The 24704-nt window shown below is 63.4% G+C and carries 26 protein-coding genes; 15 read left to right on the forward strand and 11 right to left on the reverse strand.

The features are described from left to right. Position 1 precedes the first annotated feature (1 nt). The gene (locus tag GTH22_RS15815; protein WP_252946483.1) at positions 2-667 is read right to left on the reverse strand and encodes a Tim44/TimA family putative adaptor protein; all 666 of its coding nucleotides are present in this window, start codon (positions 665-667) and stop codon (positions 2-4) included. A 103-nt stretch (positions 668-770) separates the two neighbouring features. Here GTH22_RS15815 and GTH22_RS15820 point away from each other — a divergent pair, with 103 nt between their 5' ends. Then, positions 771-1268, forward strand: a complete 498-nt coding sequence (locus tag GTH22_RS15820) for an FxsA family protein (protein WP_252946484.1) — start codon at positions 771-773, stop codon at positions 1266-1268. Positions 1269-1325: 57 nt separating this feature from the next. After that, positions 1326-1823 carry a protein-export chaperone SecB gene (gene secB, locus GTH22_RS15825; protein WP_252946485.1) on the forward strand — a complete coding sequence of 166 codons (498 nt, stop codon included), beginning with the start codon at positions 1326-1328 and terminating at the stop codon, positions 1821-1823. Here secB and dnaQ read toward each other — a convergent pair. The 4 genes from dnaQ to GTH22_RS15845 are packed head-to-tail and all read right to left on the reverse strand — an operon-like array spanning position 1820 to position 4524. Next, on the reverse strand, positions 1820-2509 hold the full coding sequence (dnaQ, locus tag GTH22_RS15830) for a DNA polymerase III subunit epsilon (protein WP_252946486.1): 690 nt from the start codon (positions 2507-2509) through the stop codon (positions 1820-1822). The two genes, secB and dnaQ, sit on opposite strands and share 4 nt — an antisense overlap. Next, positions 2502-3098 carry a dephospho-CoA kinase gene (gene coaE, locus GTH22_RS15835; RefSeq protein ID WP_371928360.1) on the reverse strand — a complete coding sequence of 199 codons (597 nt, stop codon included), beginning with the start codon at positions 3096-3098 and terminating at the stop codon, positions 2502-2504. The genes dnaQ and coaE overlap by 8 nt, the downstream gene beginning before the upstream one ends. After that, positions 3095-3928, reverse strand: coding sequence for a shikimate dehydrogenase (locus GTH22_RS15840; protein ID WP_252946488.1), 834 nt, complete (start codon positions 3926-3928; stop codon positions 3095-3097). The genes coaE and GTH22_RS15840 overlap by 4 nt, the downstream gene beginning before the upstream one ends. Further along, positions 3925-4524, reverse strand: a complete 600-nt coding sequence (locus GTH22_RS15845; RefSeq protein ID WP_252946489.1) for a nucleoside triphosphate pyrophosphatase — start codon at positions 4522-4524, stop codon at positions 3925-3927. Before GTH22_RS15845 ends, GTH22_RS15840 begins: the two co-directional genes overlap by 4 nt. A gap of 386 nt (positions 4525-4910) precedes the next feature. Between GTH22_RS15845 and hemJ the strand changes: the two genes are divergently transcribed. The 7 genes from hemJ to GTH22_RS15880 all read left to right on the forward strand — a co-directional run bounded on the left by hemJ (position 4911) and on the right by GTH22_RS15880 (position 12274). Further along, positions 4911-5366: a protoporphyrinogen oxidase HemJ gene (gene hemJ, locus GTH22_RS15850; RefSeq protein ID WP_252946490.1), complete on the forward strand. Its 456-nt coding sequence runs from the start codon at positions 4911-4913 to the stop codon at positions 5364-5366. A gap of 142 nt (positions 5367-5508) precedes the next feature. Beyond that, entirely contained in the window at positions 5509-6780 is a 1272-nt protein-coding gene (gene rho / locus GTH22_RS15855; protein WP_252946491.1) for a transcription termination factor Rho, read from the forward strand. Positions 6781-6807: 27 nt separating this feature from the next. Next, positions 6808-8088, forward strand: coding sequence for a tRNA uridine-5-carboxymethylaminomethyl(34) synthesis GTPase MnmE (mnmE, locus tag GTH22_RS15860; RefSeq protein ID WP_252946492.1), 1281 nt, complete (start codon positions 6808-6810; stop codon positions 8086-8088). 2 nt (positions 8089-8090) lie between these two features. Further along, on the forward strand, positions 8091-9965 hold the full coding sequence (gene mnmG / locus GTH22_RS15865) for a tRNA uridine-5-carboxymethylaminomethyl(34) synthesis enzyme MnmG (protein ID WP_252946493.1): 1875 nt from the start codon (positions 8091-8093) through the stop codon (positions 9963-9965). Next, positions 9962-10582 (forward strand): 16S rRNA (guanine(527)-N(7))-methyltransferase RsmG, encoded by a 621-nt coding sequence (gene rsmG, locus GTH22_RS15870; protein WP_252946494.1) that lies wholly within the window; start codon positions 9962-9964, stop codon positions 10580-10582. The genes mnmG and rsmG overlap by 4 nt, the downstream gene beginning before the upstream one ends. Further along, entirely contained in the window at positions 10575-11375 is an 801-nt protein-coding gene (locus GTH22_RS15875; protein ID WP_252946495.1) for an AAA family ATPase, read from the forward strand. The genes rsmG and GTH22_RS15875 overlap by 8 nt, the downstream gene beginning before the upstream one ends. An 11-nt stretch (positions 11376-11386) precedes the next feature. Further along, the gene (locus GTH22_RS15880) at positions 11387-12274 is read left to right on the forward strand and encodes a ParB/RepB/Spo0J family partition protein (protein ID WP_252946496.1); all 888 of its coding nucleotides are present in this window, start codon (positions 11387-11389) and stop codon (positions 12272-12274) included. On the opposite strand, the gene GTH22_RS15885 is transcribed toward GTH22_RS15880, so the two are convergent. From GTH22_RS15885 to rph, 4 genes are read right to left on the reverse strand one after another with little or no spacing between them, the layout of a single operon-like run. Beyond that, positions 12249-12602 (reverse strand): YbaN family protein, encoded by a 354-nt coding sequence (locus GTH22_RS15885; protein ID WP_252946497.1) that lies wholly within the window; start codon positions 12600-12602, stop codon positions 12249-12251. The genes GTH22_RS15880 and GTH22_RS15885 overlap by 26 nt on opposite strands. A 1-nt stretch (position 12603) precedes the next feature. Then, entirely contained in the window at positions 12604-13755 is a 1152-nt protein-coding gene (gene hemW, locus GTH22_RS15890) for a radical SAM family heme chaperone HemW (RefSeq protein WP_252946498.1), read from the reverse strand. Beyond that, positions 13745-14356, reverse strand: coding sequence for an RdgB/HAM1 family non-canonical purine NTP pyrophosphatase (gene rdgB / locus GTH22_RS15895; protein WP_252946499.1), 612 nt, complete (start codon positions 14354-14356; stop codon positions 13745-13747). Before rdgB ends, hemW begins: the two co-directional genes overlap by 11 nt. Before the next feature lie 3 nt (positions 14357-14359). Continuing rightward, a complete protein-coding gene (gene rph, locus GTH22_RS15900) occupies positions 14360-15073 on the reverse strand; it encodes a ribonuclease PH (RefSeq protein ID WP_252946500.1) in 714 nt (237 codons plus the stop codon). Between the two features lie 98 nt (positions 15074-15171). Between rph and hrcA the strand changes: the two genes are divergently transcribed. Together hrcA and GTH22_RS15910 are read left to right on the forward strand one after the other, a co-directional pair. Further along, positions 15172-16239 carry a heat-inducible transcriptional repressor HrcA gene (hrcA, locus tag GTH22_RS15905; protein WP_252947654.1) on the forward strand — a complete coding sequence of 356 codons (1068 nt, stop codon included), beginning with the start codon at positions 15172-15174 and terminating at the stop codon, positions 16237-16239. Positions 16240-16242: 3 nt separating this feature from the next. Further along, positions 16243-16794 (forward strand): nucleotide exchange factor GrpE, encoded by a 552-nt coding sequence (locus GTH22_RS15910; RefSeq protein ID WP_252946501.1) that lies wholly within the window; start codon positions 16243-16245, stop codon positions 16792-16794. 20 nt (positions 16795-16814) lie between these two features. Here GTH22_RS15910 and mutS read toward each other — a convergent pair whose 3' ends face one another. After that, positions 16815-19430, reverse strand: a complete 2616-nt coding sequence (mutS, locus tag GTH22_RS15915) for a DNA mismatch repair protein MutS (RefSeq protein ID WP_252947655.1) — start codon at positions 19428-19430, stop codon at positions 16815-16817. Between the two features lie 139 nt (positions 19431-19569). On the opposite strand from mutS, the gene GTH22_RS15920 reads away from it, so the two are divergent. Beyond that, a complete protein-coding gene (locus tag GTH22_RS15920) occupies positions 19570-21825 on the forward strand; it encodes an NADP-dependent malic enzyme (RefSeq protein WP_252946502.1) in 2256 nt (751 codons plus the stop codon). 13 nt (positions 21826-21838) lie between these two features. Further along, entirely contained in the window at positions 21839-22711 is an 873-nt protein-coding gene (locus GTH22_RS15925; protein WP_252946503.1) for a PfkB family carbohydrate kinase, read from the forward strand. A gap of 28 nt (positions 22712-22739) precedes the next feature. Here the strand turns inward: GTH22_RS15925 and msrA are convergent, their stop codons facing one another. Next, positions 22740-23405: a peptide-methionine (S)-S-oxide reductase MsrA gene (gene msrA, locus GTH22_RS15930; RefSeq protein WP_252946504.1), complete on the reverse strand. Its 666-nt coding sequence runs from the start codon at positions 23403-23405 to the stop codon at positions 22740-22742. A 121-nt stretch (positions 23406-23526) separates the two neighbouring features. Between msrA and GTH22_RS15935 the strand changes: the two genes are divergently transcribed. Both GTH22_RS15935 and GTH22_RS15940 read left to right on the forward strand, forming a co-directional pair. Then, complete coding sequence (locus tag GTH22_RS15935; protein ID WP_252946505.1) at positions 23527-24432, forward strand: D-amino acid aminotransferase; 906 nt, start codon at positions 23527-23529, stop codon at positions 24430-24432. Further along, positions 24429-24704 carry a hypothetical protein gene (locus GTH22_RS15940; RefSeq protein ID WP_252946506.1) on the forward strand — a complete coding sequence of 92 codons (276 nt, stop codon included), beginning with the start codon at positions 24429-24431 and terminating at the stop codon, positions 24702-24704. The genes GTH22_RS15935 and GTH22_RS15940 overlap by 4 nt, the downstream gene beginning before the upstream one ends.

Here is a 24704-nt window from a genome sequence, read left to right on the forward strand (position 1 = left end):
CTTACTCGCCGGTGGCAACCAGCTTCCAGTTCGGATCGCCCGTGCCCATCTGTCGCGCAAATGTCCACACGTCGCGCTGCCGCTTCACCGCGTTCGGGTCACCCTCCACGATGTCACCGGCAGCGTCACGCACGACGCTGGTGATCTCCCCGACAAAGCGCACGGTAATCTCGGCCTCACCCACGACCGGGTCAAAGCTGGCCCGTTTCAGCGTGGTCTCGCGAACACCGATAAAGCTCGCCTCCACGGTCACGCCATTCTCGGCGCGCATCTTCACGACATCCGAAAAGCTCTCCAAGACGTCCTCATCCAGAAACGGCGCAACGCTCTCGAGATCGCCCCGCTCGAAGGCCATCAGGATCATCTCGTAGGCGCCACGCGCACCGTGCAGGAACTCGCCAACCGAAAATCCGGGCTCGACCGTCTTCATCCGCGCCAGCGCATCGGCCGCCTCGCCCTCATCCACATGATCGGCAATATCGCGATCCACCCCGCCTTCGATCACCTCGAAGTCACGGCGGCTGGACTCGGTGCTACGGCTCGGACCGGGCAACGGGGCCTGGGGTTTTTCAAAGCCCTCTCTTGTGCCCAGCACGGAGCGCAGGCGCAGGATCAGAAAGATCGCTACACCGGCAAGCACAAGAAGCTGGATCACGGCAAGATTCATTGGGGCCTCGGGCACAAAGTTGGCATTTAGAACGTTCCGATCATATGTAGGGCTTCGCAGGGGGCGAGTCCACCAGCCGCCATGCGACACATACGGAGGTTTGATGCCACTTCTGGCGCTTTTTATCGCGGTCCCGATCATCGAGATCGCCCTGTTCATCCAAGTCGGCGGCCTGATCGGGCTTTGGCCGACGCTCGGCATCGTCATTGTTACGGCAATCCTTGGCACCTGGCTGGTGAAAAGTCAGGGTCGGCAGGTTCTGGCCGAGCTTCAGGGCCGCTTCAACGAGCTGCGCGACCCGACAGAGCCGCTGGCACATGGCGCCATGATCCTGTTCTCGGGTGCCCTGTTGTTGACACCCGGGTTCTTCACCGATTTCGTCGGTTTTCTTCTGCTCGTCCCCGCCTTTCGCACCGCCGCCTTCGGCTGGCTTCGCAAGCGGGTGAAGGTGCAGAGCTTTACCATGGGCCCCGGCGGCCCCGCCCGGCATCGCCCATCGCGCGACGATGTGGTCGAGGGCAGCTATCGCGAGGTCGAGCCCGACAAACCGTCAATCCCCACGAACTCCACGCCCGGAAACTCCGGCTGGACACGCCATTGAGGCCGCCGCCTGCTCCTGATAAAGCAAGCCCGACCTGAGAAAACCAGAGAGGGCCCCATGGCCGACACCCCCGAGAACGGCGCCGCCGCGCCGCAAGAGCCTCAGCAGGTTCAACTTCAGATCCTCGCCCAGTTCATCCGCGACATGTCGTTCGAAAATATCGTGGTGCAAAAGGGCGTTCAGGGTGAAGTGCAGCCCGAAATGCAGGTGGCCGTGGCCGTTGACGCCCGCAAGCGCACCACTCCCAACCAGTATGAGGTGACGCTCAAGTGCAAGGTCGAGAGCAAGAACCGCTCCGACAGCGCCACGCTCTTCCTGCTCGAGCTCGATTACGGCGCCGTGTTCCAGATCGAAGGCGTGCCCGAAGACCAGCTTCACCCCTTCCTCCTGATCGAGTGCCCCCGCCAGATCTTCCCCTTCGTCCGTCGCATCGTCTCCGATGTCACCCGCGATGGGAACTTCCCGCCGGTGAACCTGCAAAACATTGATTTCGTTGCACTCTACCGTCAGGAACTGGCCAAGCGCGCCGAGTCCCAGCCCCGCGCCGACGCCTAACTGAAGCGTTTCCAGAGCGCCGCGTCACCGAGCTTTTCGACAAAGGCCTGGTGCGCGGCGCTTTCCGTTTCGGTCAGCCGTGCCGCAAGCGCCTCGGGGCGTGGCGATGGCCTCCAGTTCGCATCCGTGATGCCGGCTTCGCTCCGGCCGGTCTTTTCCGAAAGCACCAGCCCCGGTTGCCGGCCGCCGATCAGCTCCAGATACACATCCGCGAGAATCTGGCTGTCGAGCAGAGCGCCGTGCAGCTCGCGTTCCGTCGTAATGCCAAACCGGCGACACAGCGCGTCGAGCGACGCCGGTGAACCCGGAAACTTCTTTCGCGCCATCGCCACGGTATCAATGGCCCGATCATTGGGGATTTTCGGCTTGTTCACCCACCCAAGTTCCGCGTTCAGAAACTTCATGTCGAAGGCGGCATTGTGGATGACCAGCTTGGCATCCCCGATGAAATCCAGAAAATCCTGCGCAATCGCGGCAAACAGCGGCTTGTCCTTCAGAAACTCCTCGCTGATCCCATGCACCTCAAAGGCCTCTGTCGGCATGTCGCGCTGTGGGTTGATGTATTGGTGATAGTGGTTGCCCGTCGGCATATGCCCCACCAGCTCCACCGCGCCGATCTCCACGATCCGGTCGCCGCTGAACGGGTCAAACCCGGTCGTTTCAGTATCAAGCACGATCTCACGCATCGGTCTTTTCCCTGATCTCCGCCACGATGGCCTTCACCTGGGCCCGCGCGCCTTCCATCGTATCTGTCTCAATAACCCTGTCAGCCCTTGCCCGCTTCTCCGCGTCCGGCATCTGCGCCTTCAGAATACGCTCAAGCGCCGCGTCGTCCATCGTGCCGCGGGCCAGCACCCGGCGGCGCTGCTCCTCGGCAGAGCACGAAACCGCAACCGTAAGGTTCATCTCTGCGTCCGCGCCCGTCTCGAAGAGCAGCGGAATATCAAACAGCAGGATCTCGGAATCCGAATGCGCCGTAAACTCCGCCCGATCCCGCAAAACCAGCGGATGCACCACCGCCTCGATCTGCTTCAACGCCGTGCTGTCTTCCGCAATCCACTGTCGCAGAGCCGCCCGAGACACCGCACCATCTTCAACCGCCTCCGGGTTCAGCGCCCGGATCGGCTCCACCGCCGCACCGCCCTTGGAATAAAGCCGATGCACCGCCGCATCCGCATCCCAAACGGCTACGCCTTCCTCGGCGAACATCGCAGCGGTGGTCGATTTTCCCATTCCGATTCCGCCCGTCAGTCCTATCCGGAAAGGCTGGCTCACCAGCCCATCACCGCCGCGCGGGTCTTTTCTGTCACGGGCGGGCGGTCACCAAACCAGCGCTCAAAGCCGGGCGCACCCTGGTGAATGAGCATGCCAAGCCCATCGACGGTCGTGCAGCCCTTGGCAGCGGCGGTCTTCAACAGCTCGGTGTCCAACGGCGTGTAGACGATATCCGTCACCACCATATCGGGGGTCAACGCATCGAGCGGCACCTTGAACTCCGATTTGCCCACCATGCCCAGCGAGGTGGTGTTCACGATCAGGGCCGCCCCCTCGATCATCGATCCGGCGAGAACCCAGTCATACACCGTGATCTTCGGCCCGAACTCGGTGCGCAAGGCCTCTGCCCGCGGGCGCGAGCGGTTTGCCAGCCGGATGTCGGTGCAGCCCGCTTCTATCAATGAGGCCAAAACCGCACGGCAGGCCCCGCCAGCCCCGAAGATCGCCACCGGCCCATCCTGCGCCTGCCAATCCGGGGCGCCGGCCTTCAGGTTGGCAATGAAGCCGTAACCATCTGTATTATCAGCATAAATACTGCCATCATCCCGAAAGATCAGCGTGTTGGCAGAGCCGATCAGCGCCGCGCGGTCACTTACCGCATCCGCCAGGTTCAGCGCGGCAACCTTGTGCGGAATCGTGATATTGCAGCCCACGAAGCCCAGCTTGGGCAGCACCTTGAGCACCTCCGCGAGGTTCTCATGGCTCACATCCATGGGCACGTAATGGCCACGCAGGCCAAGGCTATCCAGCCAGTGCCGGTGCAGCGCGGGAGAGCGGGAATGTGCAATCGGCGAACCGATGACTCCGGCGAGCGGTATCTTCTCCGTCATGTCGGGATCACACCCTTGATCGCGAGGTAGTTCAATACCTCCAATAGCGGCAATCCCAGGACATTGAAATAGTCGCCCTCCACCCGGGCGAACAGCCGCGCACCTTCCTTTTCCAGCTCGTATCCGCCCACGCACCAGCGAATGCTGTCCCAGTTTCGGTCCACGTAATCCTGGATGTAACCGGGCGAAAGCGTCCGCATGTAAAGTCGCACCACACCCACATGGCGCCAGACCGGCTTGCCATCTTCGTAGATCACCGCCGCCGAAAACAGCATGTGCTTCTGCCCGGCCATCGCAGTGATCTGCGCCACCGCCTCTTCCCGGCTCTCCGGCTTCGCAAGCAGCTTCCCGTCGAACTCCAGCACCTGGTCGCAGCCAAGCACCATGCGGTCCGGGCGCTTTCCGCCAACCTTCGCCGCCTTCATTTCCGCCAAAGCGTCCGCCACATCGCGAGCCGGTGCGCCCTCGGCCTCGAGCGCCGCCCGAAACGCCGCCTCGTCCACCCGCGCAACCTCAACATCAAACGGAACGCCCGCATTTTTCAGCAGGCTCGCGCGGATCTCGGAGCCCGAAGCCAGAAGAAGTGGCGCCGCCATGTGGATAACCTCGTGGATGACTCTGGGGGTTAGGTGTGACTCCGGTGTGGCCTCATTCTGGATAAGCTGCAACCCGGTGGCAAACTCATCGCTTCTCCCCAATCGACCAAGTTTCCTCCCCATGAGGAAAAGCACTCCCGGCGGGTCTGAAGAATTTTGTCTTCCCCTAAATCTCCAACGAGTTATCCCGCGAGTTATCCACAGGGTATGCGCGTAACTTACTGGAATTTAGAGAACTTTTCGGAACGGGCTCATCTTCCAAGATCGCTGCGCCTCTGTGTGCATAACTGTGGAAAACCGAGTAATCCCCATATCCCCAGCCCCTACTACAAAAACAACTTTCTTAAGATTCTATTTTATTATTGAAGAGTAGCTAGGAGGTTCCCGTGCTCTCAGACATTCTCGCCTGGCTCTACCCCTGGACCAAGACGCTTCACATCCTCGCGGTCATCTCATGGATGGCCGGCCTGTTCTATCTGCCCCGTCTCTTTGTGCATCATGCTGAGAAAGGGATCGAGAACATTCACTCGGACGAGATGCTTAAGACGATGGAGCTCAAACTTCTCCGGCTCATCATGAACCCGGCCATGATCGCCACCTGGATCTTCGGCCTCATGCTGGCGCTGACCCCCGGCATCGTCGATTGGTCCGCCATCTGGCCCTACACCAAGCTCGCAGGGATCCTCGGCCTCACCTGGTTTCATCACTGGCTCGGACGGCGGCGCAAGGAGTTCGCGGCGGGCACCAACACCGTGTCGGGCCGCACCTACCGAATGATGAACGAGGTGCCGACGCTGCTTCTCGTCATCATCGTCATCTCCATCGTCGTCCGCCCGTTCTAGCCCGCGTCCTCCCGGAGCTTGACTCAGCGGGCCCCCGGCCTTATTTCACCTGCGCAAGCGACCGTCCGGTCGTGGACTTTCCCGTACAGATATTTTGCGCTGCACAGCTTCCCTGTGTTCAGTGCTGCCGAAGGCGCGCCAGATGACCCAACCCCAAGTTTCCCTTTACGATCTCAAATCCAAGACCCCGGCCGACCTACTGTCGATGGCCGAGGAACTCGAGATCGACAACGCCTCCACCATGCGCAAGGGCGACATGATGTTCGCCATCCTCAAGGAGCGGGCAGAAGAAGGCTGGGACATTTCCGGCGACGGCGTTCTCGACGTGCTGCAAGACGGCTTCGGCTTCCTGCGCTCCCCCGAGGCCAACTACCTGCCGGGCCCGGATGATATCTACCTGTCGCCCGAGATGATCCGCCAGCATGGCCTGCGCACCGGCGACACGGTTGAGGGCTTCATCAAGGCACCCGGCGACAACGAAAATTACTTCTGCATGACGAAAGTCACCCAGATCAACTTCGAAGAGCCCGAGAAGGCCCGCCACAAGATCAACTTCGACAACCTGACCCCGCTCTACCCCGACGAGCGGATGACGATGGAAATCGACGATCCGACCATCAAGGATCGCTCCGCCCGCATCATCGACCTCGTGGCCCCCATCGGCAAAGGCCAGCGTTCGCTCATCGTGGCCCCGCCGCGGACTGGTAAAACCGTTCTGCTCCAGAACATCGCGCACTCGATCGAAAAGAACCATCCGGAGTGCTACCTGATCGTTCTGCTCATCGACGAACGGCCTGAGGAAGTCACCGACATGCAGCGCTCGGTGAAAGGTGAGGTCGTCTCCTCCACCTTCGATGAGCCTGCAACCCGTCACGTTGCCGTCTCCGAAATGGTGATCGAAAAGGCCAAGCGCCTCGTCGAGCACAAGCGCGACGTCGTCATCCTGCTCGACTCCATCACCCGCCTTGGCCGTGCCTTCAACACCGTGGTGCCGTCCTCCGGCAAGGTGCTGACCGGTGGTGTCGATGCCAACGCCCTCCAGCGTCCCAAGCGCTTCTTCGGTGCCGCCCGGAACATCGAGGAAGGTGGCTCGCTCACCATCATCGCCACCGCCCTGATCGACACCGGCTCACGGATGGACGAGGTGATCTTCGAAGAGTTCAAAGGCACCGGCAACTCCGAGATCGTTCTCGACCGCAAGGTGGCCGACAAACGTGTCTTCCCGGCGATGGACATCCTCAAGTCCGGCACCCGGAAAGAGGATCTGCTGGTCGACTCGAAAGACCTGCAAAAGACCTTCGTTCTGCGCCGCATTCTCAACCCGATGGGCACCACAGATGCCATCGAGTTCCTCATCGGGAAGTTGAAGCAGACCAAGAGCAACGCCGAGTTTTTCGACTCCATGAACACCTGATATTTCAGGTAAATCAAAGAGTTAACTATGGATACCATCGTCGCCCAAGCTTCTGCGCCCGGCCGCGCAGGGGTTGCGGTGATCCGTATCTCCGGCCCCGCAGCCCTCACTGCCCTCAAGGCATTAGCCGGGCGCGTCCCCGAGGCGCGCCGCGCCACGCTGATGCGTTTGCAAGGGTCCGCAGGCGTGCTCGATACGGCCTTGGTGCTCGTTTTCAACGAAGGCGAGAGCTTCACTGGTGAAACCGTGGTTGAGCTTCAATCCCACGGCTCCGTCGCCGTAACCCGCGCGATTATCGCCGAACTGGTCGCCATGGAAGGTCTCCGCCTTGCAGAGGCCGGCGAGTTCACCCGCCGCGCATTAGAGAATGACCGCCTGGACCTCGCCCAGGTCGAGGGCCTCGCCGATCTCATCGAAGCAGAAACCGAAGCCCAGCGTTTGCTGGCGCAAGCCACTTTCTCCGGCGCGCTCGGCGCGAAGGTCGAAGCGTGGCGCAGCCGATTGATCCGTGCCGCTGCCTTGCTCGAAGCCATGATCGACTTCGCAGATGAGGAGGTTCCGGAGGACACGACAGCCGATGTCCTCGCCCTCGTCGACGCCCTCACCACCGAGTTCGACGCCGAAGCTCTCGGCGTCGGCGCTGCAGAACGCATCCGCGAAGGGTTCGAAGTTGCCATCGTCGGCCCCCCGAACGCTGGCAAATCCACCCTTCTCAATCGGCTTGCCGGTCGCGATGCCGCAATCACCTCCGAAGTTGCCGGCACCACCCGCGATGTCATCGAGGTCAGGATGGATATCGGTGGCCTCCCCGTCACCCTCCTCGACACCGCTGGCCTGCGCGAAACGCTCGATACGGTGGAGTCCATCGGCGTCGAGCGCGCCCGGTCACGTGCCGTTGCGGCGGACCTTCGGGTCATCCTCGGCGAGGCTCCGGGAGTTGATTTGAAGGCTGGTGATATCTCCGCGCACCCAAAGGCGGATGTAGGAGATGTGCCCGGAGATATCCTGGGCCTGTCCGGCCTGACTGGCCAGGGCATCGAAGAATTGCTGACCCGGATCGAAGCCGAGCTGTCATCCCGCCTGCCCGCCCAAATCACGGCAACACACGCGCGTCATCGTGTTGCGCTAGAAGAGGCGAGCGCCGCTTTGCGGGCGGCTCGAATCGAGGTAGAAGCTGGACCCGAGAGGGCGGAACTGGCGGCCGAAGAGTTGCGCACCGCCCTTCGCCGTATCGAAGCCCTGACGGGCCGCATCGGGGTTGAAGACCTGCTGGGTGAAATCTTTTCCAGTTTTTGTATCGGAAAGTAGGAGTGTTTCACGTGAAACATGACTTCGACGTCATCGTTGTTGGCGGCGGCCATGCCGGCGCCGATGCCGCCCACGCCGCGGCAAGGATGGGCGCACGGACAGGGCTTATCACGTTGCGGATCACCGATCTGGGCGTAATGTCCTGCAATCCGGCAATCGGCGGCCTCGGCAAGGGGCATCTCGTCCGTGAGATCGACGCGCTCGACGGATTGATGGGCCGTGTCGCCGACGCAGCCGGTATCCAGTTCCGCCTCCTAAACCGCAAGAAGGGCCCCGCCGTCCAAGGCCCCCGCGCGCAGGCTGACCGCAAGCTGTATCGGCAGGCGATGAGCCACGAGATCGCCAACACCCCGAATCTCTCCGTAATCGAGGCTGAGGTCTCCGGATTGGTTATCGAAGATCAAGCCGTCAAAGGCGTGGTCCTGGGAGATGGATCAAATCTCTGCGCCGCTGCAGTCGTTCTCACCACCGGCACCTTCCTGCGTGGCACAATTCATATCGGCGACAAGTCTTATCCCGGCGGTCGCATGGGCGCGGAGCGCTCCCAACTACTCGCCAACCAACTCTCAGAACTGTCCCTGCCCCTCGGTCGCCTCAAAACCGGCACCCCACCCCGGCTTGATGGCCGCACCATCAACTGGGACGGGCTCGAGTCCCAGCCCGCCGACGAAGATCCAACCGTCTTCTCCTTCCTGAACAACGCCCCGATTGCCCGGCAGATAAGCTGCGGCATCACCTACACCAATGCCCGCACCCACGAGATCATCAACGAGAACCTTCATCGCAGCGCGATGTACGGCGGTCATATCGAAGGTGTCGGCCCGCGCTATTGCCCATCGATCGAAGACAAGGTGGTCCGCTTCGCCAGCAAGGACTCTCACCAGATCTTCCTCGAGCCCGAAGGCCTCGACGATCCAACGATCTACCCCAACGGCATCTCCACGTCGCTTCCTGAAGACGTGCAGAAGGCCTACGTCCGCTCTATCGCCGGCCTGGAGCATGCGGAGTTCTTTCAACCGGGCTACGCAATCGAGTACGATTACATCGACCCCAGAGCACTTACCTCTTCCCTCGAGCTTCGAGCTCTTCCGAACCTATATCTTGCGGGCCAGATCAACGGGACCACAGGATATGAGGAGGCCGCGGCGCAAGGATTGGTCGCGGGTCTCAACGCCGCACGCCGGTCGCGTGACGAAGATCCGGTGATCTTTGGTCGTTCGGAGTCCTACATCGGCGTCATGATCGACGACCTGACAACCCACGGCGTCGCCGAACCTTACCGCATGTTCACATCCCGAGCCGAGTATCGCCTGTCCCTCCGCGCGGACAATGCCGACCAGCGTTTGACCCCCAAGGGCATCGACATCGGATGCGTCGGTGCCGCCCGCCAATCCGCCTTCTCCGCCAAGATGGATGCGCTCACCTCTGCCCGCAGGACCCTGTCTGAGTTGAAACTCTCCTCCCGCGAGCTCGCAACCGCCGGCTTCCGCGTCAACGCGGACGGACCTCGCCGAAACGGGATCGAGGCCCTCGCCCTACCCGACGCCAGCCTCCAAAAGCTCCTGCCCTTTTGCCCAGACCTCTCCGAAGTATCCCGGGAGATCGCCACGCAGGTCGAAAGGGATTCGCTCTACCACAACTACATCGCCCGCCAAGAACTCGATGTGGCCGCCCTTCAGCGCGACGAGATGCGCCCTATTCCCGAAGATTTCGAATACGCCGAGCTGCACGGGCTTTCCAACGAGCTGAAAGCCAAACTGGAGGCCGCAAGGCCCGCTTCGCTCGGCCAGGCCTCGCGCATCGGCGGCATGACCCCCGCCGCGCTCGGCCTCATTCTCGCCCGCCTTCGGCGCGAGCAGAAAAGGAAAGCCTCGTGACGGCACGGGAAGAGGTGCTTTCGCGGCTGAATGTTTCACGTGAAACAGTGGCTCGACTCGACACCTACGCCGCCCTCCTCACCAAGTGGAACAAGGCGATCAACCTCGTCGCCCCCGCCACGCTGCCCGACCTCTGGTCACGCCATTTTCTCGATTCCGCCCAGGTGCTCAACCATGGCCCCAAAACCGGCCTCTGGCTCGATATCGGTACCGGTGGCGGCTTTCCCGGCCTGATCTGCGCCATCCTCGCCGCAGATACCGCGCCCGACCTCACTTTCGCCTTTGTGGAGTCTGACCAGCGTAAATGCACCTTCCTCTCGACGGTCCTCAGAGAAACCGGGATCAAGGCCATCATCCACACAGCCCGCGTCGAAACCCTCGATTCCTGCGCAGCCCAGGCCCTTTCCGCCCGCGCCCTCGCCCCGCTCACCACCCTGCTTGAACATGCCGAACGCCATCTTGCCCCAACAGGCAGAGCCCTTTTTCTCAAAGGGGCGCAACATGAAGCAGAGCTTGCGAAGGCCCTTGAAAAATGGGCCTTTGACGTTCAGAAACACCCCAGTGAAACCGACCCAGCCGGCGCACTTCTGACCATAGGAAACATCACCCGTGTCTGACCCGACTCGTCCCAAGGCGCCAAAAATCATTGCTGTCGCTAATCAGAAGGGCGGCGTGGGCAAGACCACCACGGCGATCAACCTTGGCGCTGCGCTCGCGGCTGAAGGCAAGGCCGTCCTCATCGTAGACCTGGACCCGCAGGGCAACGCCTCCACCGGCCTCGGGGTCGAACCGGTCGACCGCAAGAAAACAACCTACGATCTCCTTCTGGATGACGCCCCCCTCCGCGAAGTGATCCTGGCAACCGACGTCGAAAATCTGCTGCTCGCCCCCTCCACCACCGATCTCAGCTCGGCCGACATTGAGCTTGTCGCCAACGAGCGCCGCAGCCACCTGCTGCACGACGCCCTGCGCCAGCCCGAGATCGACCGCTATTCGCTTGATTACATCCTCATAGACTGCCCGCCCTCGCTCAATCTTCTGACGGTCAACGCCATGATCGCCGCAGATTCCGTGCTGGTCCCACTGCAATCCGAGTTCTACGCGCTCGAAGGCCTGTCGCAGCTCATGCTGACCCTTCGTGAAGTCCGCGAGACGGCCAACCCGAACCTCCGGATTGAGGGCGTGGTGCTGACGATGTTCGATCAACGCAACAACCTGTCACAACAGGTCGACGACGACGCTCGCGAAGCGCTCGGAGACCTCGTGTTTCAAACGCGCATTCCCCGAAACGTAAGGGTGAGCGAAGCGCCGAGTTTCGCGATGCCGGTCCTGGACTATGATCCCACGTCCAAGGGTAGCGTCGCGTATCGGGATCTGGCCAAAGAGCTGCTGGCACGTCCGGCGCAATAGGGAGAAGAGCGATGGCTGACAAGAAAAGAGGCCTGGGCCGCGGCCTGTCTGCCCTTATGGCCGATGTTGCGCCTCGGGAAGACCAAACCACCACATCTGCGTCCACTGAACGGCGGTTGCCGATCGAGCAGGTCGAGCCCAACCCCGATCAGCCGCGCCGCGACTTCGAGCTGGAGCCGCTGCAGGAGCTTGCCGACTCCATCAAGGAGCGCGGAATCATCCAACCTCTGATCGTGCGCAAGGACCCGTCCAAGCCCAACATCTTCCAGATCGTCGCGGGCGAGCGCCGCTGGCGCGCTGCGCAGATGGCGCAGTTGCACGATGTCCCGGTCATCGTCCGTGAATTCACCGACGAAGAAGTTCTCGAAGTTGCCATCATCGAGAACGTCCAGCGCGAAGATCTGAACCCGATCGACGAGGCCCAGGGCTATCGCCAGCTGGTGGACCGCTTTGGTCACACCCAAGAGCATCTGGCGCAGGCGCTCGGAAAGAGCCGCAGCCATGTCGCCAACCTGATGCGTCTGCTGCAACTGCCTGAAGACGTTCAAAGATTTCTCCGCGACGGCAAGCTCTCTTCCGGCCACGCCCGCGCACTGATCACCGCCGAAAATGCCTCGGAACTTGCCAAGCAGGTCGTGCAAAAGGGCCTTTCGGTGCGGGACACCGAGAAGCTGGCCAAGGGCGGAAAGAAACCCTCTGCCACCAAAGCACCCACGCCGACCAAGGATGCCGACACCCGCGCTCTCGAGGGAGACCTCGCCGCCAACCTCGGCCTCAAGGTCGCCATCGACCATGACGCAAGCGGCGCCGGCCGGATGACCATTTCCTACCGGGATCTCGATGACCTCGACGCGCTCTGCCGCGTGCTGACGGCTACGCCTCTGGACGTGTCCAGATAAACAGCAGCACGCAACTCAGCGTCACGGCCTGAATCGCCAGCAGCTTCACCGGAAGCTGAAGCGCCAAGGAAACCCCGAAAACCGCAAGAACAGAGACTGTCGCCGCCCATTTCGCCCCCCTGCGGATCGCCCCGGCGCGGCGCCAGTCCGCGATCATCGGGCCGAAGGTGCGATGCGCCAAGAGCCAGTCGTGCAGGCGTTCCGACGAGCGGGCAAAACAGAAGGCGGCGAGGAGCACAAAGGGTACGGTGGGAAGAAGCGGCAAGACGATCCCGATTGCCCCGAGCAACAGGCTCACCAAACCCGCCGTGGCCCAGATCGCCTTCATCTCACACCATCAACTCCCGGATCACCGCATTCAGCACCATCCGTCCGCGCAGCGTGGCCCTCAAGCGGTCACCGTCCTGCGCAACCAGGCCGGAACCCACGAGTTCACCAAGTTTTTCAGCCGGCAAGGCCTCGCCCGATAGCGCCGAGAAGCGTGAAAGAGAGATCCCCTCTCCAACCCGCAGCCCCATCATCAGGTACTCCGAGGCCTGATCACCTCCACTCAGGCGCTCCCGGCTCTCCGCATTTCCAGCCTTAACGCCCTCAAGCCAAGCTGCAGGCATCGACTTGCACACCGTGGCCATCCGCTCGCCCTCAAACGTCACACGCCCATGCGCCCCCGGGCCGATCCCGATGTAATCGCCGTACCGCCAGTACACGAGGTTATGCCGTGATTCAGAGCCGCTTTGCGCATGGTTAGAGACTTCATAGGCCTCAAACCCGGCCGCCGACGTCATCTCCTGGGTCAGCTCGAACATGTCGGCCCCAAGGTCATCATCCGGCAACCCCCGCAGCTTGCCAATCGCATACCTATCGCCAAAGGCCGTGCCCGGTTCGATCGTCAGCTGGTAGAGCGACAGGTGATCGCCCGCCATCTCGAGCGCCTCCGACAACTCGCTGCGCCAATCCTCAAGCGTCTGGTTCTGCCGCGCGTAGATCAGGTCAAAGCTCATCCGTCCGAAATGCGCCTTGGCAACCTCCACCGCCGCCTTGGCCTGCGCAACATCATGCAACCGCCCCAAAGCCCGCAGATCCGTGTCGCGCAGCGATTGCACCCCGAGAGACACCCGGTTCACGCCCGCCTCGGCATATCCAGCAAACCGCCGCGCCTCGACCGAGGACGGATTGGCCTCAAGCGTGATCTCGATATCATTGGCCCGGGGCCAGAACCGTCCGATCTCGCGCAAGATCGCATCCACCGTCTCGGGCTCCATCAGCGACGGCGTTCCGCCCCCAAAGTAGACAGACTGCAAAACCCGCCCCTCAGTCTCCGCACCGACCCGCCCGATCTCGCGCAGGTAGGCCTCACGCCATGCAGACTGGTCGATCCGGGCCGTGACGTGGGAGTTGAAGTCGCAATACGGGCATTTGGCCGCGCAAAACGGCCAGTGGATGTAAAGGCCGAAGCCCCCGGCCTGCCAATCAGCGGGCAAAGCAGCCTGCAACGAGCTTTTCGAAAGCCGCGGTTCGGTGGGTGAGAGGGGCCTTCTGCTCCGGGGACATCTCGCCAAACGTCAGATCATGGCCATCTGGCAGAAACATCGGATCGAACCCGAAGCCCTGGTTCCCCCGCATCGGCCAGACCAGCTGTCCTTCGGCGGCTCCTTCAAAGATCTCATCGTGCCCGTCCGGCCAGGCAAGGCAAAGCGTGGCCCGAAACCGCGCGCGGCGCGGCTGAGGCGCGGCAATGCCCTCGCACTCTTCCCAAACCCGCGTCATCGCCAGCACGAAATCTCGGCCATTGGGCGTTTCGGCCCAATCCGCGGTATACACCCCCGGACGGCCGCCAAGTGCATCCACCTCGATCCCGCTGTCATCGGCAAGCGCCGGGTAGCCAGATGCTTTCGCGGCAAAATGCGCCTTGATCCGCGCATTCCCGATAAAGGTCGCCTCGGTCTCTTCCGGCTCTTCCAGCCCGAGTTCACCGGCGCTCGTCACCGCCACGTCGAACGGCGCCAGCAGTGCAGAGATCTCCCGCAGCTTGCCCGCGTTGTGGGTGGCGATCACCAGTTTGCTGCTGTCGAACGTCCGCACCCTTCAGCCCCCCACGGCCGCCTTCTGCGCACTCACCAGCTCGGCCACGCCGGCCTCGGCCAGATCCATCAGCGCGTCCATCTCGGCGCGCGCAAAGGTTGCGCCTTCGGCACTGGCCTGCACCTCGATCAGCTTGCCCGCGCCCGTCATCACAAAGTTGCCATCCGTGCCGGCCTCGCTGTCTTCGGCGTAGTCCAGGTCAACCACCGGCTGCCCGGCGTAGATGCCGCAGCTCACGGCGGCCACGTGGTCGAGGATCGGATCGGTCTTCACCAGCCCTGCCTTCATCAGCTTCTGCACCGCCAGCTTGAGCGCAACCCAACCGCCGGTGATCGAGGCGCAGCGGGTCCCGCCATCGGCCTGAATCACATCACAGTCGATCTGGATCTGCCGCTCACCAAGCGCCTGAAAATCCACGCCAGCCCGCAGCGCACGCCCGATAAGCCGTTGAATTTCCTGCGTTCTTCCACTCTGTCCGTTCTTCGCCTCACGCCGCATCCGGCTGTGCGTCGCCCGCGGCAGCATCCCGTATTCCGCCGTCACCCAGCCCTTGCCGCTGTTCTTCAGAAACGGCGGCACCCGCTCCTCGACGGTCGCAGTGCAGATCACATGGGTTTCGCCGCATTTGATCAGGCACGAGCCCTCCGCATAACGGGTGACATCTGTTTCAATCGTGATCGGGCGCATATCGCTCAGGGCGCGGCCGGAAGGGCGCATAACATATCCTCCTCGTGGGTCGTTCCCCTCTTGGCCCTCACGGCTCGCAGACGCAAGCAAGATTGACCTTCTCCGCCTTGCGTCCCTATCTAAAGCCCATGAACAACGCCGCAAAATTGCTGGAAGAAATGAATGACCGCTCCCGCGAAGTATTTCGCAGGGTGGTCGAAAGCTATCTCGCCACCGGCGAGCCAGTCGGGTCGCGCACCCTGACCCGGGTGCTCGAAGAAAAGGTATCGGCCGCGACCATCCGAAACGTGATGCAGGATCTCGAATACCTCGGCCTGCTCAACAGCCCGCACGTGAGTGCCGGGCGCATTCCAACCCAGCAGGGGTTGCGCATGTTCGTCGACGGCCTGCTCGAGGTGCGCGATCTCGGCTCCGAAGACCGCGAGAAGATCGACGCCACCCTCGGCACCAGCTCCACCGATGTCTCCAGCCTCCTTGCCCGCGTCGGCTCCGCACTGTCCGGCACCACCCAGGTGGCCAGTCTCGTGCTGGCCCCCAAGCATGAGGCCGAGATCAAGCACATCGAGTTCGTGCAGCTCGGCCCGGAGCGCGCCCTCGTGGTGCTGGTCTTCTCCGATGGCCATGTCGAAAACCGCGTCTTCACGCCCCCCGCCGGCCAAACGCCCTCGTCCCTGCGCGAAGCGGCGAACTTTCTGAACTCCTTCGCAGAGGGTCACTCCCTTTCCGAGATGCGCGGCCTCATCGCCCGCGAAATCGGCGCGCGCCGTCAGGAGATCGACACGCTCGCCGCCGAGCTGGTCGCCGAGGGCACCGCGATCTGGGAAGCGCAGGGCGAACCCCACGAACGCCTTGTCGTAAGGGGCCGCGCGAATCTCCTTGCCGAGTCGGAACCCGAAGAACTCGACCGCATCCGCACCCTCTTCGACGACCTCGAACGCAAACGTGATATCGCAGAATTTCTCGAACTGACCGATGAGGGCGAGGGTGTGCGCATTTTTATCGGTTCAGAGAACAAGCTCTTCTCACTTTCGGGTTCATCTTTGGTGGTTTCTCCTTATATGAATGCCGACCGGAAGATCATCGGCGCCGTGGGCGTCATCGGGCCCACGCGGCTCAACTACGGCCGGATCGTTCCAATCGTGGATTATACCGCGCAGCTCGTCGGAAAGCTGATCGCGGATCGAGGCAAAGGGTAGAACATGGCGGATCCCAAGCAGGAACCAGAAGAGCTGATCGACATCGACGCACTGGCAGATGAAGCCGGGGAGCCGCAGGAGATCGAAGAGGTCGAAATCCTCCGCGCCGAGCGCGATGAAATGCGCGACCGTTTCATGCGGGCCCTGGCCGATGCCGAGAACGCCCGCAAGCGCGGCGAGCGCGACCGGCGCGAAGCCGAGCAGTATGGCGGCTCGAAGCTGTCGCGCGACATGCTGCCGGTCTACGACAACCTCAAGCGCGCACTCGAGGCCGCAGGCGGTTCCGATGGCAAGGGCGAGGGCATGTCCGCGCTGATCGAAGGCGTCGAGCTGACCATGCGCGAGCTGCTGAATATATTCGAAAAGCACGGAATCACCAAGATCTCCCCCGAAGTGGGCGACAAATTCGATCCGCAGCATCATCAGGCGATGTTCGAGGCCCCGCTGCCCGACACCAAGCAGGGTGACATCATCCAGGTCGCGGCCGAGGGCTTCATGCTGCATGACCGCCTGCTGCGTCCTGCGCAGGTTGGTGTGTCCAGCAACCCCGGCTGAGGGTCGGGCAAACTGCCCGCCTACTCCGCCAGGCGCTTCAGTTCATAGATCACATCCAACGCCTCTCGGGGCGTCAGCTCGTCGGGCAGCACCCCGGCGAGCTTTTCCTTGAGCGCATCCACTTCCGCTTTCGGCGCTGGCGGCGCCACCTTCGGCATCGCGGCAAAGAGCGGCAGGTCGTCGATCAGCCGCGACTTGTCGCCACCCTCGCGCTCACCCTTCTCAAGCTGCTCCAGCACCATCCGCGCCCGCGACACCACCGCCTCGGGCAGCCCGGCCAGCTTGGCAACCTGCACGCCATAGCTCGCTTCCGCCGCGCCCATCCGCACTTCGTGCAGGAAAATCACGTCGCCTTCCCACTCCTTCACCGCAACGGTGGCGTTCTCGGCCCCGTCCAGCTTGGCCGACAGGGCGGTCATTTCATGGTAATGGGTGGCAAAAAGCGCCCGCGCCCGGTTCACATCATGCAGGTGCTCCATCACCGCCCAGGCAATCGACAGCCCGTCATAGGTGGCCGTCCCGCGCCCGATCTCGTCGAGAATCACCAGGCTCCTGTCATCCGCCTGATTCAGGATCGCCGCCGTTTCCACCATCTCCACCATGAAGGTCGAGCGCCCGCGAGCCAGATCATCTGCCGCCCCGACCCGCGAGAACAGGCTCGAAACGATCCCGACATGCGCCCGCTTCGCTGGCACAAAGCTGCCCGCCTGCGCCAGCAGGGCGATCAGCGCGTTCTGCCGAAGGAAGGTCGATTTACCCGCCATGTTCGGCCCGGTCAGAAGCCAGATGTGTGCCCCCTCGCCACCATCCGACAGCCCGCAGTCATTGGCCACAAACGCCTGCCCGCCTTCCCGGCGCAGCGCCGCCTCGACCACCGGATGCCGTCCGCCCTCCACCTCGAAGGCCCTGCCCTCATCCACCACCGGCCGCACCCAACCCTCGCCGCTGGCAAGATCCGCAAGGGCGCAGGCAAGGTCCAGCTCCGCCAGGGCCCGCGCAGCGCCGCCCACTTCGGCGGAGGCGTCGATAATAGCCGTTCTCAGGCGGGAATAGAGACGTTTCTCGATCTCCAGGCACCGCCCGGCCGCATTCAGAATCCGGGTTTCGAGTTCACTCAGCTCCACCGTCGTAAAGCGGATCGCATTGGCCGTTGTCTGGCGATGAATGAACACCTCCGAGAGCGGCGGCTTCATCATCTTGTCGGCATGGGTCGCCGTGGTCTCGATGAAGTACCCCAGCACATTGTTGTGCTTGATCTTCAGCGCCGAAATCCCGGTCTGCTCGGCAAACTCGGACTGCATCCGGGCAATCACCCCGCGCCCTTCGTCGCGCAGGGTCCGGACCTCGTCGAGCTCCTCGTCGTAGCCGGCGGCAATATAGCCGCCGTCCCGGGCCAGCAGCGGCGGCTCCGCCACCAGTGCCGCATCCAGCAGGTCGGCCAACTCATCATGCCCTCGCAGCGCCTGCGCGGCATCGGCCACAAGCTCCGGCACCTCTCCGTCGAGCGAGCCCGCCAGCAGTTCGGCCTGCCCCAAACCGTTGCGAATGGCGGCAAGGTCGCGCGGGCCACCCCGGTCGAGTGCCAGCCGCGAAAGGGCGCGGTCCATGTCGGGCACCCGCCGCAGCGCATCCCGCAGCGGCTCCCGCACCCCGGCATCCAGCGCCCATTCCACCGTGTCGAGCCTGCGGTGAACTTCCTGAAGATTCCGCGAGGGCGAAGACACCCGCCGCTCCAGCAGCCGCCCGCCCCCCGCGGTCAATGTCCGGTCGATCGCGGCAATCAGGCTGCCTTCACGCCCGCCGCTCAGGCTGCGGGTCAGTTCCAGGTTCCGGCGGGTCGCGGCGTCGATCTGCATCACGCCGCCCATGTCCTCGGCCACCGGCGGGCGCAGCAGCGGCAGGTTCCCCTTCTGGGTCAGCTCCAGATAGGCAACAATCGCACCCATGGCCGAAAGCTCGGCGCGCCCGAAGCTGCCAAAGGCATCCAGCGTCTTCACGCCCAGCGCTGCGCAAAGCCGGGCCTTGCCGCTCTCGCTGTCAAAGCTCTCTGCCGAGGCCAGCGTGGCCGCGGTCCCAAGATCAGATACTATTTCAGCCTGAAACGCCTCCGCACGCTCGCTCACCAGCACCTCGCGCGGGCCGAGCCGAGCCAGTTGCGGCCCCAGCAGTTCCGCGCCGCATCGCACCACCCGAAAGGCCCCGGTCGAAATATCCACCCAGGCCAGCGCCCCTTCGCCCCGCACCTCGGCATAGGCGGCAAGGTAGTTGTGCCGCCTCGGCTCCAGCAGGCTCTCCTCGGTCAGCGTGCCCGGCGTCACCAGCCGCACCACCTCGCGCCGCACAACCGATTTGTACCCGCGCTTCTTTGCCTCCTCCGGGCTTTCCATCTGCTCGCAGACGGCCACCCGAAACCCCTTGCGGATAAGCGTCAGCAGGTAGGATTCCGCCGCATGCACCGGCACCCCGCACATCGGAATGTCATCGCCGTCGTGCTTGCCCCGCTTCGTCAGCGCGATATCCAACGCCTCCGAGGCCGCCACGGCGTCCTCGAAGAACATCTCGTAGAAGTCGCCCATACGATAAAAAAGAAGCGCCCCCGGATGATCTGCCTTGATCTCCAGGTATTGCGCCATCATCGGTGTGACTGCTGCAGAACTCACACTTGCCCCCGCCTGCTCATTTGGCGGACCATAGCCCCCGCGCCCGAAAGGCTAAACCCCCGGTAGACGTCCAAAGATTGGCGGGTTACCCAGCCTGCGCAAGAGGAGGAGAAACATGGCCAAATCCCGCATCACGCCTGAAGAGGCGCTGAGCTTTCACCTTGAGCCGCGCCCCGGCAAGCTCGAGATCAATGCCACCGTGGCCATGACCACCCAGCGCGACCTGTCGCTGGCCTATTCCCCGGGCGTCGCCGTGCCGGTCGAGGCCATCGCTGCAAACCCGGCCGCCGCCTATGATTACACCGCCAAGGGCAACCTCGTGGCCGTCATCTCCAACGGCACCGCCATCCTTGGGCTCGGCAATCTGGGCGCGCTGGCCTCCAAGCCGGTGATGGAAGGCAAGGCCGTGCTGTTCAAGCGCTTTGCCGACATCGACAGCATCGACCTCGAGCTCGACACGGAAGACGCCGATGCCTTCATCAATGCCGTCAAGCTCATGGGCCCCTCCTTCGGCGGCATCAACCTCGAGGACATCAAGGCCCCCGAGTGCTTCATCATCGAGCAGCAGCTCAAGGAGCTGATGGATATCCCGGTGTTCCATGACGACCAGCACGGCACCGCCGTGATCTGTGCGGCTGGCCTCATCAACGCGCTGCACATCTCCGGAAAGAAGATCGAAGACGTGAAGATCGTGCTCAACGGGGCAGGGGCCGCCGGCATCGCCTGCCTCGAACTGCTCAAGAGCATGGGCGCCCAGCACGACAACTGCATCATGTGCGACACCAAGGGCGTCATCTACCAGGGCCGCACCGAGGGCATGAACCAGTGGAAATCGGCCCACGCGGTCAAGACCGACCTGCGCGAACTGGCCGATGCCATGAAAGGGGCCGATGTGTTTCTCGGCGTCTCCGCCAAGGGCGCCGTCACTCAGGACATGGTGATGAGCATGGCCGACAAGCCGGTAATCTTCGCCATGGCCAACCCCGATCCCGAGATCACCCCGGAAGAGGCCCACGAGGTCCGCCCCGATGCCATCGTCGCCACCGGCCGCTCCGATTATCCCAACCAGGTCAACAACGTGCTCGGCTTCCCCTATCTCTTCCGCGGGGCGCTCGACATTCACGCACGGGCCATCAACGACGAGATGAAGATCGCCTGCGCCGAGGCGCTCGCGGAGCTTGCCCGCGCCGATGTGCCCGACGAAGTGGCCATGGCCTATGGCCGCAAGCTCGCCTTCGGGCGCGACTACATCATCCCCACGCCGTTCGATCCCCGGCTGATCCACGTCATCCCGCCCGCCGTGGCGCGCGCCGGCATGGACACCGGCGTTGCCCGCCGCCCGATCGTCGACATGGATGGATACGAGGCCAGCCTCCGCGCCCGGATGGACCCGACCGCCTCCATCCTCCGCTCCATCCACGCCCGCGCCCGCAACGCCCAGGCCCGTATGATCTTTGCCGAGGGCGACGACGTGCGCGTGCTCCGGGCCGCCGTTGCCTACCAGCGACAGGGCTGCGGCAAGGCCCTTGTGGTGGGCCGCGAGGAGGATGTACGCGATCGGCTCGAAGGGGCCGGGCTGGGCGATGCCGTGCGCGAGCTTGAAATCGTCAATGCCGCCAACACCGCGCAACTCGACGAGTACAAGGAGTTTCTCTACGCCCGCCTGCAACGCAAGGGAATCGACCGGCAGGACGTGCACCGCCTCGCTGCCCGCGACCGCCACGTCTTCGGCGCCCTCATGCTGGCCCACGGCCACGGCGACGGCCTCATCACCGGGGCAACCCGCAAATCGGCCCACGCCCTGCAACTCGTCGGCAATGTCTTCGACATCACCCCCGAATCCGGCGCCGTGGCCGTCACCGCGCTGCTGCACCGCGGCCGGATCGTGCTGATCGGCGATACCCTCGTGCACGAATGGCCCGACGAGCAGGATCTCGCCACCATCGCAGAGCGCGGCGCCGCCGTTGCCCGCTCTCTCGGCATCGAGCCGCGCGTGGCTTTCCTGTCGTTCTCCACCTTCGGCTACCCGGTGTCCGAGCGGGCCGAAAAGATGCACCTTGCGCCCAAGGTTCTCGACTCCCGCGGCGTGGATTTCGAATACGATGGCGAAATGACGGTGGATGTCGCGATGAACCGCGACCAGATGGCCAACTATCCCTTCTGCCGTCTGACCGGCCCCGCCAACGTTCTGGTGGTGCCGGCGCGTCACTCTGCGTCGATTTCCACCAAGCTGATGCAGGAAATGGCGGGCGCCACCGTGATCGGACCGATCCTGACCGGCATCGACAAGTCGGTGCAGATCTGCTCGACAACCTCCACAGCCAGCGACATTCTGAACATGGCCGTGCTGGCAGCGGCCAAAATCGGGTAGCCTGGGGAGCGCCGTGACTGTCTTCAACTTCGGTTCGATCAACCGCGACCTCATCCACGAGGTGCCGCATATGCCCGCTGCGGGAGAAACCATCGCAGCCACGCGCTACTCCGTCGGCCTCGGCGGGAAGGGCGCAAACCAGTCGGTTGCCTCCGCACGGGCCGGCGCCAAAACCGTGCATATCGGAGCTGTCGGGCAGGAAGACACCTGGTCCCTCGGCCAGCTCGAAGGCTACGGCGTGGATATCTCCCACATCCAGAAAGCGCCGGAGGCCGAAACCGGCCATGCGGTCATCTACGTCGATCCCACCGGCGAGAACTCCATCGTCATCCAGAGCGGTGCGAATGCGCAGCAATCCCTCCACCGGGTCGAGGCCGCCCTGTCCGATGCCGCCTCGGGTGACATCCTGCTGCTCCAGAACGAAACGCCGCTGACCGAGGAAGTTGCCAAATCAGGCCGGAATAGAGACCTTTTCGTCATCTATTCCGCCGCTCCCTTCGAGGCCGACGCCGTCAGCGCCATGCTCCCCTACATCGACCTGCTGGTGATGAACCGGGGCGAATGCGAAGAGCTGGAGCGCCGCAACCGCATGCCCCTGGCCGAAATTCCGGTGCCCCACGTGCTTGTCACGCTCGGGGCCGATGGGGCGCTTTGGCGCGACCAGAGCACCGGCGGCGTTACCCATGTGCCCGCCCGCAAGGTCGATGCGGTCGATACCACCGGCGCGGGCGATTGCTTCACCGGCGTCATCGCCGCCGCGCTCTCGGAGGGGCTCTCGCACAAGGATGCGCTCGAACTGGCCACCGCCGCTGCCGGGATCCAGGTCACGCGCCCCGGTGCAGCGCCCGCCATGCCCTCCCGCGCCGAGATCGAGGCCGACGCTTAAGGCGCGAATCCTTCCGCTTCGTCGGTCCTCATCCGCCAGCAAAGGGCGCCGCGCTGCCCCAGAGCTGCCGCACACGCTCATCCCGGCCACAGGCCTCCCGATAGCGCTTGTAGGCACTCGCTTTCGATTTCGGGCCAAACCGGGTCAGGATCACATCCGACTTCTTGTAGTAATCCTGATGATAGGCCTCCGCCGGGTAGAACGGGGCCGCTTGCAGCACCGGCGTCACCACATCCTTGCCCAACGCCTTCTCGGCATCGGCAATCGCTGCCTCCGCAGCGCTCTTTTCCGCTGAGTCAGAGACAAAAATCGCGGTCCGGTAGCTTTCGCCCCGGTCGCAAAACTGCCCGCCCGCATCGGTCGGGTCCACGCTGCGCAAGAAGGCGTGGAGGATCTGGTCATATGTGATCACGGCCGGATCGTAGCTGATCTCGACCGCCTCGTAGTGCCCGGTCCCCCCGGCAACGACCTGCTTGTAGGTCGGGTTCGCCACCGTTCCGCCGGCAAACCCGGAGACCACCTCGCCAACGCCCTTCAGCTTCTCGAAATCCGCTTCCACACACCAAAAGCACCCGCCCGCCAGCACCGCCGTCTCCGTGGCCGCCGCCTTCGCCGGGGCGCAGTTCGCCGCGATCCCGAGCGCGATCATCATGGCCAGCATCATCGGCCGTCCGCGTCTCAACTTCATCAACATGACCTATCCTCCTGTTGCCCCGACCCTGGCCGCCCAACCCCGTCCCGGTCCAATCACCCCGCCGTGACCTCACACCGTCTTTACCCTTGGAAACATTCGCAGCTCTCCCTAGCGTGGCCCCATGAACACCGAAGTCACCACCCACACCGCCGAGGACGACCCGCGCAACGAGTCGATCCTCATCTGGCTCAACGGCGCGCTGAAGCCCCGCGCCGAGGCGCTCGTCAGCGTCTACGATTCCGGCTTCATGCTGGGAGATGGCGTCTGGGAAGGACTGCGCCTTTACGACGGCAGATGGACCTTCATCGACGAGCACATGGACAGGCTGTTCGAGGCCGCCAAGGCGATTGACCTCGACATCGGCATGAGCCGAAATCAGCTCATTTCCGCAATAACAGAGACGCAAACCGCCAACGGCATGACGACAGATGCCCATGTCCGCCTCATGGTCACTCGCGGCATCAAGACCCGCCCCTTCCAGCACCCCTCGCTCTCGCGCTCCGGTCCCACCGTGGCCATCATCATGGAGCACTCCAAACCCTCCATCCCGCGCCCCATCCGCCTTGCCACCGTGCCCCACACGCGCGGCCTGCCGATGACCCAAGACCCCAAGCTGAATTCCCACAGCAAACTCAACTGCATCCTCGCCTGCATCGCCGCCGAGAAGGCCGGGGCCGACGAAGCCCTCATGCTCGATGTCCATGGCTTCGTGAACACGACCAACGCCTGCAACTTCTTCATCGTCCGCAAGGGCGAGGTTTGGACCTCGACCGGCGATTACTGCATGAACGGCATTACCCGGCAGAAGGTGATCGATCTCTGCCATGCCAACGGCATCCCCTGCCGCGAAAAGAACTACTCCCTCGTCGAGGCCTATTCCGCCGAAGAGGCCTTTCTCACCGGCACATTCGGCGCACAAACCCCGGTGGGCGAGATTGATGGCCGCCCCATCGGCACCGGCCGGATGGGTCCCGTCACCGAACGCATCCGCACGCTCTACAAGTCCCTCGTCACGGAGCCCGCATGAAACACCTGTTCCCCCTCGCCATCGCCGCCCTGCTCTCCGGCTGCATGACCGAGCCCGAGCCGCTGCCCACCGGGGAGATCACCTGGGAGCAGGCCCGCGCTCTCTTCAAGGCCTGCAAGGTCGAAACCGCCTTTCAGGACCACCAGCGCAACGTCTCCCTTACCCTGATCGACGGCAGCACCGTCACCACCGTCGAGCCCGGCCTTGACGACATCTTCCACACCGACAAGCTCGCCCCGGGCTGCCCCGACATCGGGATCATCACCGAGTAG

It is taken from the genome of Oceanicola sp. 502str15 (assembly GCF_024105635.1).
Lineage (GTDB): Bacteria > Pseudomonadota > Alphaproteobacteria > Rhodobacterales > Rhodobacteraceae > Vannielia.